The following is a 12,414-nucleotide window of genomic DNA, read 5'->3' on the forward strand; positions in this document are numbered from 1 at the left end:
GGAGCCGCTGCCAGCGTGGTCGCCAGAGCGGACCGCGCGGCCGGCTGTCGACGCACTATGCCGAATGGTATGGGCACTTTTCATGCGCCGCGCCCAATCGGGCTGCGCTTTCCCTTCTGCCGAAGTGCTTGCGGCTTGCTCGCCCGCTTGCCCACCGCCGCCGAGCGTAGCCGCTGCACGGCGCAACGGGCTCATGGCTGCCGAAGCCGCCCGCCTCCGCGACGCCAGCAAGGCCGCCGCTCCGATACGCCGCGGATGCTCCACTCAAGACGGCACCGCCACCGCGCGCGGCGCCTGCAATCGCGCCGCCAGCGAGACTAGCACCGCCGGCGGCGAGGCCTGCACCGACGGCAACAACACCTCCAGCGGCAAGTCCCGTACTGGCCGCGGCGCCGGCGCCGAGCTGCGGCCCGCCGGAGACCAGGCCGTTCGCAATTCCCGGACCGAAGATACCGAGACCCAGCAAGGACAGGGCCGCGAGCACCAGCGTCATCGCGTCTTCAATCGTTGGCTGCGCGCCGCCAAAACCCGAGGTGAACTGTGAGAACAAGGTTGAGCCAATGCCGACGATGACGGCCAGAACCAACACCTTGATTCCAGATGACATGACATTGCCCAAGACCCGCTCCGCCGCGAAGGCCGTCTTGCCAAACAAGCCAAAGGGAATGAGCACAAAGCCGGCCAGCGTTGTCAGCTTGAACTCGATCAATGTGACGAAGAGCTGGATCGCCAAAATGAAGAAGGCGAGCAGCACCACGACCCACGCGAACAGGAGAACGACGATCTGCACGAAATTCTCGAAGAAGCTGATGTAGCCCATCAGGTTCGAGATCGAATCAAGCATCGGCCGACCGGCGTCGAGTCCGACCTGAGCGATCTTCCCTGGTCGCAGGAAATCCGACGCAGATAAGCTGGAGCCGGAGGCTTTCAGCCCAAGACCGGCAAAGCTCTCGAAGACGATCCGTGCGAGGCTGTTCCAATTCCCGATCAGGTAGGCAAAGACCCCGACGAAGAGCGTCTTCTTGACGAGGCGCGCGATGATGTCCTCGTCCGTGCCCCAACTCCAGAACAACGCGGCAAGCGTAATGTCGATGGCAGCCAGGGTCGTCGCGAGATACCCGACCTCGCCACCCAAAAGCCCGAAGCCGTTGTCGATGTAGCGGGTAAACGTTTCCAGGAACTGGTCGATAATCCCGGTACCAGTCATGACTTGCTCGCCTCAGGTGTTGCCAGGGGCGGATATCCATGCACGAAGCGGCTCTGATCCTTTGGGGCGGGCACTAAATTCGCGGCGGAATCATCCTGGCCAGCAACTGCGGCGTCATCCCTCCTGCCAAAGAAACGACGCCGGTTCTCGTCCCAAACCTGCTTACAATGCCGATAACCCGCCGTTTCCTCCGAGGTGACACCGCGGCAGCGTACCAGGTCGGAATTGGTTGCACCTGTCGTCTGCGCTTTCTCCGGCAGCGGCGGAGAACCGTTGCCACCGCGAAGCTGAATTGTGCAGGCAGCGACGACCAATACGCCGATTGTCGTAAGCAGCGACAAGGCCTTGAATGCGTTTACGTCAGTCATTGATGGAACATCCGCACGTCTTGGGATTGATAGCCCTGGCCCGGCGTCAAGAACCGTCGGAGCTGCTCTCGGCCCTGGTCTTGGGCCGCGGCGCGTTGCGCCGCTTCAAGACTCTGCGCTCGACTTTGTGCGGTTATGACTGCGGTGAGGTCGGCGAGCTGCTGCGCGCTCAGCGCGAGAATTTGATTGCCGGCCTGCGTTGCCTGCAAGGCACCGCTGGCGCCTTGGCTTGAGCTGACGAGCGCGGAGGTTTGGATACGATTGGTATCGAGGTTGCCAACGATGCCAGCCTGGACCCGGAGCGCGTCTTGCGTTGCTGCGTAAGTATTTTGCCACCGCGATCGAGCGTTTGTGATCAGCAATTGGCTGGACTGGCTTCCGGTAACCGGCGCGTAGCTTGTCGAGAACGCGCGATCGATCTGCTGAACGTCGTAGGCGATCCGCTGGGCTTGGCTCAGCAACTGCTGCGTCCGCTGGATCGAGGATTGCAGTTGCTGCAACGAAGAATACGGCAGGCTTGCCAGATTCCTAGCCTGATTGATCAGCATCTGCGCTTCGTTCTGCAACGAGGTGATCTGATTGCTGATCTGCTGCAGCTCACGCGCGGCGGTCAGCACGTTCTGGACGTAGTTGTTGGGATCGAAGACGATGAGCGCCCGTGCGGGCACCGCGACGCCAAGCACCAGCGCAATGGTGCCAGCGGCTGCCAATAGGCCAAGACGCCTCATAGCGATTTCTCCAGATTTGCAAGATTGGGGATCAAGTCTACGGCCCAAGCGACGCCGCGATGCTGCAACCAGGCCGGCACGAAGCCGTCAGGTCCATGTTCGGAGAGGAGCTGTGCGATGACCGTCTGATCTGTCTTGGATGAGGCCGCTGTGAATGCGAGCGCAACTTCGCCGAGTCCAAGTTCGAACATCCGGTTGCCGCGGCGGGACTGGCAGTAGTAGTCACGCTTGGGCGTTGCCCTCGCCAGAAGCTCGATCTGGCGGTCATTGAGTCCGAAGCGGCGGTAGATTGCGGTGATCTGCGGCTCGATCGCCCGCTCGTTCGGCAGCAACAAGCGTGTTGGGCAGCTCTCGATGATCGCCGACGCAATCGCCGAGCCGTCGATGTCGGAAAGCGATTGGGTGGCGAAGATGACGGACGCATTCTTCTTGCGAAGCGTCTTTAGCCATTCGCGGAGTTGGCCCGCAAAATCCTCGTCGTCGAGTGCAAGCCAGCCTTCATCGACAATCAGGAGGGTCGGCCGGCCGTCGAGGCGGTCCCCGATACGATGGAACAAGTAAGCCAGCACGGCCGGCGCCGCGCTCGTTCCGATTAAGCCTTCGGTCTCGAACGCCTGGACGGAGGACTCCCCAACGCGCTCGAATTCGGCATCGAGCAGCCGTCCGGACGGACCGCCCAGGCAATAAGGTTGTAGGGCCCTTTTCAGGGAATTGGATTGCAGCAAGACTGAGAGGCCCGTGAGCGTGCGCTCCTCCCTCGGCGCCGATGCGAGGGAAGTGAGCGCCGACCACAGATGATCCTTGACCTCCGGGGTGATCTCGACCTTTTCCCGTGCCAGGATAGCGCCGACCCATTCGGTAGCCCATCCGCGCTCCGAAGGATCGTCGATCCAGGCCAGCGGCTGCAACGCGACGGGCTGATCGCCTCCGTCAGACAAGGCACCACCGAGATCATGCCAGTCGCCGCCCATGGCGAGCGCGGCCGCCCGGATCGAGCCGCCAAAATCGAACGCGAAGACCTGCGAGCCGGGATAGCGGCGGAACTGAAGGGCCATCAACGCGAGCAGAACCGATTTGCCGGCGCCGGTCGGTCCCACAACAAGAGTATGCCCGACGTCGCCAACGTGAAGGGAGAATCGGAACGGGGTCGATCCCTCGGTCTTACCGAACAGGAGGGGCGCCCCCTTGAAGTGCAAATCCCTCGTCTCGCCCGCCCATACAGCCGACATCGGAATCAGATGGGCGAGGTTGAGGGTCGACACCGGCGGCTGCCGCACATTGGCGTAGACATGGCCGGGCAGGCTGCCGAGCCAGGCTTCGACGGCGTTCACCGTCTCGATCATGCAGGTGAAATCGCGGCCCTGAATGACCTTCTCGACTAGGCGCAGCTTTTCATCGGCAGCGTTGGGATCGGCGTCCCAGACAGTGATCGTCGCCGTGACAAAGGCCTGTCCGATCTGGTCCGAACCCAGTTCCTGTAGCGCAGCGTCGGCGTCTAGCGCCTTGTTGTGTGCATCGGTATCGAGGAGCGTCGAGGCCTCATTGGTCATGACCTCCTTGAGAATGGCCCCGATCGACTTCCGCTTGGCGAACCATTGGCGGCGGATCTTGGTCAAAAGCTTGGTGGCATCGGTCTTGTCGAGCATGATCGCGCGCGTCGACCACCGGTACGAGAATGGCAGGCGATTGAGGTCATCCAGAATTCCAGGCGTGGTCGCGCCTGGAAAGCCGACGACGGTGAGAACGCGCAGATTGGCCGAGCCCAACATCGGCTCGAGACCGCCGGTCAGCGGCTGATCGGCCAACAGCGCATCGATGTACATGGGGATTTCCGGCACTCGAACGCGATGACGCTTGGTCGAAATCGTTGAGTGCAGGTAGGTCAACGTGTCCTGATCATCGAGCCATGCACATTCGGGCATGAATCCTTCAACGAGTTGCAGCACGCGATTGGTCTGATCGACAAATCCACGAAGCAGCTCGCGCGCGTCGGCTCCAACGGCGCGATCGCCGCCCTCATAGAGCAATCTTTCTGCTCTCGCGGCCCCCTCCTCGGGCGGTAGATAGAGGAAGGTCAGGAAATAGCTGGACTCATAGTGGGCGCCCGCCTCTTCAAACTGAGCTTTGCGTTCGGCATCGACCAGCGCTGAGGCGACATCCGGAAAGGTGTTCGGCGGGTACGCACCCGCAAAGTGGCGCTGCGCCTCAACGAACACCGCCCAGCCTGAGCCTAGCCGCCGCAAAGCATTGTTCAAACGGCCGGCGACGGCGACGAGTTCAGCCGGCACGGCGCTGTCGAGGTCAGGCCCACGGAACTTTGCTGTCCGCTGGAAGGAGCCGTCCTTGTTCAGGATGATGCCTTCGTCCACCAGAGCTGCCCAAGGCAGGAAATCGGCGAGACGCGCGTTGGAATGGCGATATTCGGCAAGGTTCATCATGACCGAGAACTCAGAGGTTGAGATGACCGGGAATGCGCAGATGTCGCCGCACGACATCCACAAAGGCGGGATCGCGCCTGGCGGCCCAGACGGCGGCTATGTGGCCGATGAACCAGAGGACAAGACCTGCGATCCAGAGCCGCAGTCCGAGTCCAAGGGCGGCCGCCAACGTGCCGTTGACGATGGCGACCGCCCGCGGCGCACCGCCCATCAGGATTGGTTCGGTCAGAGCACGGTGAACGGGCACAAGGAAGCCGACGACAGGTTCATCCATCAGATCACCACGCCGCCGCCGAACGAGAAGAACGACAGGAAGAAGCTCGAGGCGGCGAAAGCGATCGACAGACCGAACACGATCTGGATCAGCCTGCGAAACCCGCCGGATGAATCGCCGAAAGCGAGGGTGAGCCCGGTTACGACGATGATGATAACGGCGATGATCTTGGCGACGGGGCCTTCGACCGATTGCAAGATCTGATTGAGCGGCTGCTCCCAGGGCATGTTCGAGCCGGCCGCCCATGCGGGTGCCGTGGCCAAGAGAATCGTGCCGAACGCGGCAAGTGAAGCCGTATCTTGAAGAACTCGAAATTGCTGACGCATGTCAGTCTCCTGCTGGTGAAAGGCTGTAGTCGCCGGCGGCACCAAGGCCCGTGACGAGGGCGAGTTCGGCGAGGCGACGATCGGCGCCGCGCCCCGCAAGTACGGCGACGAGGTTGATGGTCTCGGCGATCAGGGCGCGCGGAACCGTGATGACGGCTTCCTGGATGAGCTGCTCAAGACGCCGCAGAGCGCCGAGCGCACTGCCCGCGTGAATGGTCCCGATCCCGCCGGGGTGACCGGTGCCCCACGCCTTGAGAAGATCGAGAGCTTCAGCCCCCCGCACCTCGCCGATCGGAATACGATCCGGACGTAGTCGCAGCGAGGACCGAACGAGATCCGATAGTGTGGCGACACCATCTTTTGTCCGCAAAGCTACGAGATTTGGCGCTTTGCACTGGAGTTCTCGAGTATCTTCGATCAGCACGACCCGATCGGAAGTCTTCGCGACCTCGGCCAAGAGCGCATTTGTCAACGTTGTCTTGCCCGTCGATGTCCCCCCGGCGACGAGGATGTTCTTGCGTGCGGCGACCGCGCTCTTGAGGATCTTGGCCTGCTCGGAAGTCATGATCTGCTTGGCGACATAATCGTCGAGCGTAAATACGGCGACAGCGGGCTTGCGGATAGCAAAAGCCGGTGCAGCAACGACCGGAGGCAAGAGACCTTCAAAGCGCTCCCCGGTGCCAGGCAGTTCGGCCGAAACCCGTGGCGCGCCGGTATGCACCTCGGCCCCAACATGATGCGCCACCAGGCGAACAATGCGCTCGCCGTCCGCCGCAGACAACGTTTCGCCAGTGTCAATCAAGCCACTCGACAGTCGGTCAATCCAAAGCCGCCCATCGGGATTGAGCATGACCTCGACGATCGCGTCATCATCCAGGTAGCCGGCGATCGCCGCGCCAAGTGCGCTGCGCAGCATTCGCGCGCTGCGCGAATTCGCTTCCGATTGAATGGAATGGATTGCCACTGCTGCCCCCACCGAACGAGGGCCCCACAGAGCGCCCTCAGATGGGGACAATTACAAAGACACCCGTGGGCTTGGCGCAACGAGCGCTTCGCGCGATCGTAGACCGGCGTAGAAAAAGAAAGTTTGCGAGCTGAAACTTGAGACCTGCGTGATCGGATAGCTCGCCGTGAGCCGCTGCTCACCACTCCCCATCGTCATCCAAAGGAATTAGTACGACGGAACTCTCATACAAACCGACCGACTCGACGACGTCGGAGCTGTTAGCCGGCACGAACAAGGAAAACGAACTCATCCACGAAGTGGAGCATCGGAGCCAAGGAAGCGCGAACCAAAGCAATGCCGCGACCTGCACTGCCACGTTGAGACCGAACGCGACTTGATAGGCGATGATGGGCCTATGCCCATCGATCATGAACCATTGCTCCAGGATAAGGCCCGTCGCGTACTGTGCAAGAAATGCCCAACCGAAATGCAGAACGTTCAAGGCGCCGTTGGCACGGCCGACAAATTCTAGCGGAAAGTAATCCGCTATCACCGCGAAGCTGACCACGGTTGCCGTTCCAACAATTGCGACAACGGACCAGGGCAGGACGGACGGCAGAGGCGCTCGCAGGATCAAGGCCAACTCGGCTGCGATAAGTAGCACTGCAACCATCGCTAATATCGTCTCCGCCCCGAATTCTCTTCGTTTGATGTGATGGACCGTCGTGCCGAACAGCCAAGCACCGCCGCAAAGTCCGATCGACATTATGAAGAGCTCTCTGACGAGATTTGTGCGATCGAGCCCCTCTACGTCTGTCAGCCACGGCGATGCCCACAATCCCTGGAGAGACCAGGCCGATCCAATGCAAGTCGCCGACAACGGTGCAATACGCCAGAAACGCCCATCAGCGAAAACGGAGCTAAGGGTGATGGGAATTGACGCTGTCGATGGGACAATGGGTCGTTCAGGAACCACGACATAGATGAGGATGGCGGTCGCGGCGGTTGCCGCCGCCAGGATTTCAAAGAGCTGTCGCCAACTGATCCAACCGAGGACGTGTTCGGCCGGGGCCGTGGCGGTCACCGCTCCGAGCGAGCCCAGCATGATCATGTAGCCGTTCAGCAAGGCCACTCGTTCCTTGGGAAACCAGAGAACGATGGACTTCAGCCCTGCTGCGAGCGATGCCGCCACGCCAAGCCCGATCATTGCACGCGCGATCAAAAGTGACAGGAAACCGGTCGATACCGCAAAAAGTCCGGTTCCCACCGCGGCCAGCAAAAGATGAGCACTCTGGACGCGACGCGGACCAAAGCGGTCTAACAATATGCCGATGGGGATCTGAGCCGCCGCGAAAATGAGGAAATGAACTGACGTCAGCAACCCGAGGTCGGCAGTCCCAAGCCCGGTGTCCGAGCTGAGATGGCCGACGATCAGAGCGTTGATCGTTCGGAAGAGATACGAAAGATAGTATCCAGTAGCAAACGGGAGAAGAACGCGCGCAGTTCGACGCCATGCTATTGAGATTTGCATGCTGGCCCCCTTTTGCTCTCAGCTCGTGCGAGCCGATAGCGCGTCCGGCTTTTTGTCAGCTCGGCTAAATTGCTGCGGTCGTAGGCTGGCGTAGAAAAAGGAGGGGCGGGTGCGATAACGTGCCGAGGGCCTCAGTCAGCTTCACCGACCGGTTCCTGACGGACGATCTCTTCTGGAATCTCACGCAGGAAGCTCTGTCCTTTTTGCAAACGGCGTCCGAGCGCCTCGACAAACCCTTCAAAGCGCTCCCGGCCCTTTGCCTGCGCGGCCGCCTGCGCATCGTTCGGCAAAGGCGGCGTGATCGTCAGCCAGAAACGGATGAACAAGGCAAGGGTCTCGGCCGTCAGACCCACGTCACGCTCCAGCCTCTGCATCTGACGCGATAGCCGGTCGAGGCGACGGGCAAATGCGGCCTCCCGCCTGTCCTCTCCGTCAGGCGACAAAAACGAAGCAACAGCCGCTTCCACGATCGCCGACCGAGAGAGCTTCTTGCGATCGGCGAGGTCCGAGATCTGCTTCAGAAGCTCTGGCGGGAAATAGACGTTCATCCGGTCGCGCATATCGATTCAGAGCTCCATACCGTCATTCGGATCCAGGGCGACTTGACGGGCGACACCACGCATTTGGCGTATGAGCCGGGACTGGCGGACCGCATCCTCGTCATCGTCAAGAACGGCCGCAAATTCCTCTGCCGGCGTCGGTTCGGTCGTCTCCTTGGCGATCGCAACGTGATCGGGGAGTTCGGGCTCACGACGGAGGCCGCTGTTCGCTGTGTCTTCCTCTCCCTGCCCCCTGTCCCCTGGAAGCGGCGCCGGCGTCAGCGGTCCGAGCGCTGACCATCCGTCCGTTCGCAATGACCGGCCGGCAGTCGCCGGATCAGGCGGCGGCAGAACCCGCTCGGTGAATCGCCGATCCTCGTAGTAGCGGGCCTTTTTCGCCCGGATCGGCGGCGTGCCCGCGACCATGACGATCTCGTCCATCGGCGAAAGCTGCATGATTTCGCCCGGGGTCAAGAGCGGCCTTGCCGTCTCCTGACGCGAGACCATCAGGTGCCCCAGCCACGGGTTCAATCTGTGACCGGCATAGTTCTTCATAGCCCGCATTTCGGTCGCCGTACCGAGCGCATCGGACACGCGCTTCGCGGTCCGCTCGTCATTGGTCGCAAAGCTGACCCGGACGTGGCAGTTGTCGAGGATCGCATTGTTAGGCCCATAGGCCTTCTCGATCTGATTGAGCGATTGCGCAATCAAGAAACTCTTGATGCCGTACCCCGCCATGAAAGCGAGGGCGGACTCGAAGAAATCGAGCCGCCCAAGCGCCGGGAACTCATCCAGCATCATCAGGACACGATGCCGGCGGTCGCGGGCGTGCAAATCTTCGGTCAGGCGCCGGCCAATCTGGTTCAGCACCAGACGGATCAATGGTTTGGTCCGTGAGATATCGGAGGGTGGCACTACGAGGTAAAGCGTCGTGGGACTGGCATCGGCAATCAAATCCGCGATTCGCCAATCGCAAGGGCGGGTCACTTGGGCCACCACGGGATCGCGGTACAGCCCGAGGAACGACATCGCGGTGGACAGCACGCCTGAACGTTCGTTCTCGGACTTGTTGAGGAGTTCGCGGGCGGTCGAGGCGACCACGGGATGAGCACCCTGCTCCCCAAGATGCGGCGCAGTCATCATCGCCTTCAACGTCGCCTCGATCGGCTGCTTCGGGTCGGACAGGAAGGCGGCGACTCCGGCCAGGGTCTTGTCGGCCTCGGCATAGAGGACGTGGAGGATGGCTCCGACCAGCAGCGAATGGCTGGTCTTCTCCCAATGGTTCCGCTTGTCGAGGGAGCCTTCGGGGTCGACCAGGACGTCGGCGACGTTCTGGACGTCGCGAACCTCCCACTCCCCGCGCCGGACCTCCAGCAGCGGATTGTACGCTGAGGATTTCGGGTTGGTCGGATCGAACAGCAGCACACGGCCGTGCTGCGACCGAAAGCCGGCGGTCAGTTGCCAGTTCTCGCCCTTGATGTCGTGAACGATGGCCGAGCTCGGCCAGGCCAGCAGCGAGGGGACGACGAGACCGACACCCTTGCCCGAGCGGGTAGGTGCAAAGCACAGTACGTGTTCCGGTCCATCATGGCGAAGGTAGTCCCTGTCAAGTTTGCCCAGCACCACGCCATCCGGACCAAGCAGCCCGGCCGCTCGAACCTCTTCTGCATCAGCCCAGCGCGCCGAGCCATAGGTCTCAACGTTCTTGGCCTCGCGCGCCCGCCAGACCGACATGCCGATCGCCGCCGCGATCGAAATGAATGTCCCCGACGCCGCGATGAAGGCGCCCTCAATAAAGACCTGAGGCGCATAGGCGTCGTAGACGAACCACCACCAGAAGAAGATCGGCGGACAATAGATCTTGAAGCCCGCCAGTTCGAACCAGGGCCGCCCGAGTTCGGGCTGCCAGGCGAGCCGCCAAGCTGTCCACTCGGTCGCGCCCCAGATGGCCAGCAAGACGATCGAGCCGACAACGATCACCTGTCCCCAGAGGATTTTTGTTCCGGACATCCCGAACGCCTTTCCGCAACTAAAATGCTGAGATAGCTAGAGGCCGAGGTCGCGCTTCCGACCAAAACTCCATTCGATGCCGCCACCGTCCTTCATGACGCCGGCGACGTCCTTGCCCAGCCTCTTTTCAAGTTCGCGAGACCAGGGCACGAGCTGAAAGCCAAGTCCGTTATCGACCATGGCGAAGCGACCCGAGGCGAGCGTGATGCGTTGGCGATAGACGCCTGCCACATGCTCCCCGGAGGCCGCCTTCACGTGAGGCACGCCGGTGTCGGCCGACATTTTTGCAGCCACGTCGTCCAGTTCGCGTCGGCGCAACGTGTTCAGGAGGTCGCGCTGCAAGATGATGCGTTGGCCCTGGCGCCGCGCCAAGCCCGCCTCGATCAGATGCTTGCCACGGGCTTCCATGGCGTCGCGGGCCTCGCGGCCGAAGCCCCCCATGGCGAGCGGCATGGGATCGCGTTCGACCAGCCTGTGGTCGAGCCAGGTCGCGCCTTTCGCGGTGATCTGGCCACCGAGATCGAGATCGGAACGGGTTGCGAGCACCACGGTCGGCCGCGGATCGCCGGTTTGACCGAAGCGTCGGACCTCGACGATTCCGCCGGTCGGTGGTGCATAGTCGAAGGCCTCGATTCCACGGAAGCGGACGTAGTGTGCACGTCCATCCGTTCCGTCGATCAGGGCGAAAGCCTCGCCGGTGAGTTCGTCATGCAATCCTCGATCGACAAGTCGTCCGACGATCCCTGACGTCGGCTGTCCGCCTTCGATGACGAAGTCGGAAACGCCACGCGCTTCCCCGCGCTCACTAAAGGCGCGGTGCATGGTCTTGATGATGTCGCCGCGCATCCCGAGGTCACGCAGGCTACGCTCGGCCTCGAGCCCGACCATCCATTCACCTGGTGCCGCGGGTGCAGCGAGGCCGGTCTTCTCCAGATGCTGAAGGCGGCCGACCATCAGGCGGCGGATCTCGGGATCGGAGCTGCCGGGATTCTCAGGACGCAGATCGATATAGCCGGTTTCGTCGGCTGCCAGCCGGATCTCCTGATCGAGCCGCGTCCATCGCTCTGCCGTGACTTCCCTCTCCAGCGAAATGCGGATTTCATGTTCCGGTTTCGGACCTAGTTCAATGGCAGCAAGTTCCTCGGCGCGCGAGCGCAGGCCCTGGCTGATGTAGTCGCGGGAGATCACGAGATCCGCCCCTTGTTCATCTACTCCCCGAACGAGCAGATGAACGTGAGGGTTGTCGGTATTCCAATGATCGACGGCCACCCAATCAAGCCGCGTACCGAGATCGGTCTCCATCTGCTTCGCGAGATCGCGGGTGAAGGCCTTCAGGTCGGTCATGTCGCCGGCACCCTCGGGTGAGACGATGAACCTAAAATGATGCCGGTCGTCCTTGCACCGTTCTGCAAAGGCCGCGCTATCGGCACGGTCGCTGCGGGCATCGAACATCTCGGCTCTCTCGCCGCTTCGAGTCACGCCGTCGCGCTTCAGATATGAAAGGTGGGCGGTCAGGGGGGCCGAACGGAAGGCTCGGCCTTTGTGCCGAACCACGCGCGCCTTCACCACAACGCGCCGTGTCGGGCTGAACAATCTGGCGCGGCTGAAACCGAGTCTGCCGCGGCCAAAGGTCGAGCGCCCGTAGGCCGCAGAGCGCCTACCAGCCGCGGCCTGTCCCGAGGTGTGCCCGGCTTTTTTCGCGGCGCGCAGCACCTGGTTGATGAAGCTCTTGGGCTTCGGCGCGCGGGTGTTGCGGATGCGCCCGGGCCGAACACGCAGATCGCTGTCGCCCGCGGTCACGACCGGACCTCCCAGCAATCAAGAGCGCATGCCGTGCCGAAAAACCCTTTGATTGCATTCGTCAAAATCCAAGGCGCGGCACGCGCCCCGACCGACCGGCACGCCCGAACCCAAGCCATGTCAATGGCTTGCGGTTCGACCGGCGAGCCCCTTTTATCTCGCCGTCCTAATCGGGCGTGCAAAGTCAAGCCACGCCTACGCTTTTCTGCGACTTTCTGCACTTCAGTCATCACGCACTCCTTGCAGC

11 protein-coding genes are annotated in these 12,414 nt (G+C 62.0%); all 11 read right to left on the reverse strand.

All coding sequences use genetic code 11. From position 1 onward, the window contains the following. Window positions 1-55: 55 nt before the first annotated feature. Window positions 56-1,207 carry a P-type conjugative transfer protein TrbL gene (gene trbL / locus RX327_RS33480; RefSeq protein WP_317248435.1) on the reverse strand — a complete coding sequence of 384 codons (1,152 nt, stop codon included), beginning with the start codon at window positions 1,205-1,207 and terminating at the stop codon, window positions 56-58. Beyond that, window positions 1,204-1,575 (reverse strand): putative entry exclusion protein TrbK-alt, encoded by a 372-nt coding sequence (gene trbK-alt / locus RX327_RS33485; protein ID WP_317248436.1) that lies wholly within the window; start codon window positions 1,573-1,575, stop codon window positions 1,204-1,206. The genes trbL and trbK-alt overlap by 4 nt, the downstream gene beginning before the upstream one ends. Next, the gene (gene trbJ / locus RX327_RS33490; RefSeq protein WP_317248437.1) at window positions 1,572-2,303 is read right to left on the reverse strand and encodes a P-type conjugative transfer protein TrbJ; all 732 of its coding nucleotides are present in this window, start codon (window positions 2,301-2,303) and stop codon (window positions 1,572-1,574) included. The genes trbK-alt and trbJ overlap by 4 nt, the downstream gene beginning before the upstream one ends. Beyond that, window positions 2,300-4,741 carry a conjugal transfer protein TrbE gene (gene trbE / locus RX327_RS33495; RefSeq protein ID WP_317248438.1) on the reverse strand — a complete coding sequence of 814 codons (2,442 nt, stop codon included), beginning with the start codon at window positions 4,739-4,741 and terminating at the stop codon, window positions 2,300-2,302. The genes trbJ and trbE overlap by 4 nt, the downstream gene beginning before the upstream one ends. Window positions 4,742-4,751: 10 nt before the next feature. After that, on the reverse strand, window positions 4,752-5,015 hold the full coding sequence (locus RX327_RS33500; RefSeq protein ID WP_317248439.1) for a VirB3 family type IV secretion system protein: 264 nt from the start codon (window positions 5,013-5,015) through the stop codon (window positions 4,752-4,754). Then, a complete protein-coding gene (locus tag RX327_RS33505) occupies window positions 5,015-5,341 on the reverse strand; it encodes a TrbC/VirB2 family protein (RefSeq protein ID WP_074124994.1) in 327 nt (108 codons plus the stop codon). The genes RX327_RS33500 and RX327_RS33505 overlap by 1 nt, the downstream gene beginning before the upstream one ends. 1 nt (window position 5,342) lies before the next feature. Next, entirely contained in the window at window positions 5,343-6,257 is a 915-nt protein-coding gene (gene trbB, locus RX327_RS33510; protein WP_317251385.1) for a P-type conjugative transfer ATPase TrbB, read from the reverse strand. A gap of 226 nt (window positions 6,258-6,483) precedes the next feature. After that, window positions 6,484-7,818 carry an MFS transporter gene (locus RX327_RS33515; RefSeq protein ID WP_317248440.1) on the reverse strand — a complete coding sequence of 445 codons (1,335 nt, stop codon included), beginning with the start codon at window positions 7,816-7,818 and terminating at the stop codon, window positions 6,484-6,486. A gap of 131 nt (window positions 7,819-7,949) precedes the next feature. Continuing rightward, window positions 7,950-8,378, reverse strand: a complete 429-nt coding sequence (locus RX327_RS33520) for a CopG family transcriptional regulator (RefSeq protein ID WP_317248441.1) — start codon at window positions 8,376-8,378, stop codon at window positions 7,950-7,952. 6 nt (window positions 8,379-8,384) lie between these two features. Further along, window positions 8,385-10,367, reverse strand: a complete 1,983-nt coding sequence (locus tag RX327_RS33525; protein WP_317248442.1) for a conjugal transfer protein TraG — start codon at window positions 10,365-10,367, stop codon at window positions 8,385-8,387. A 36-nt stretch (window positions 10,368-10,403) separates the two neighbouring features. Beyond that, complete coding sequence (locus RX327_RS33530) at window positions 10,404-12,167, reverse strand: relaxase/mobilization nuclease domain-containing protein (RefSeq protein ID WP_317248443.1); 1,764 nt, start codon at window positions 12,165-12,167, stop codon at window positions 10,404-10,406. Window positions 12,168-12,414 lie beyond the last annotated feature (247 nt).

Source organism: Bradyrhizobium sp. BEA-2-5 (assembly GCF_032918025.1).
GTDB classification, from domain to species: domain Bacteria; phylum Pseudomonadota; class Alphaproteobacteria; order Rhizobiales; family Xanthobacteraceae; genus Bradyrhizobium; species Bradyrhizobium pachyrhizi.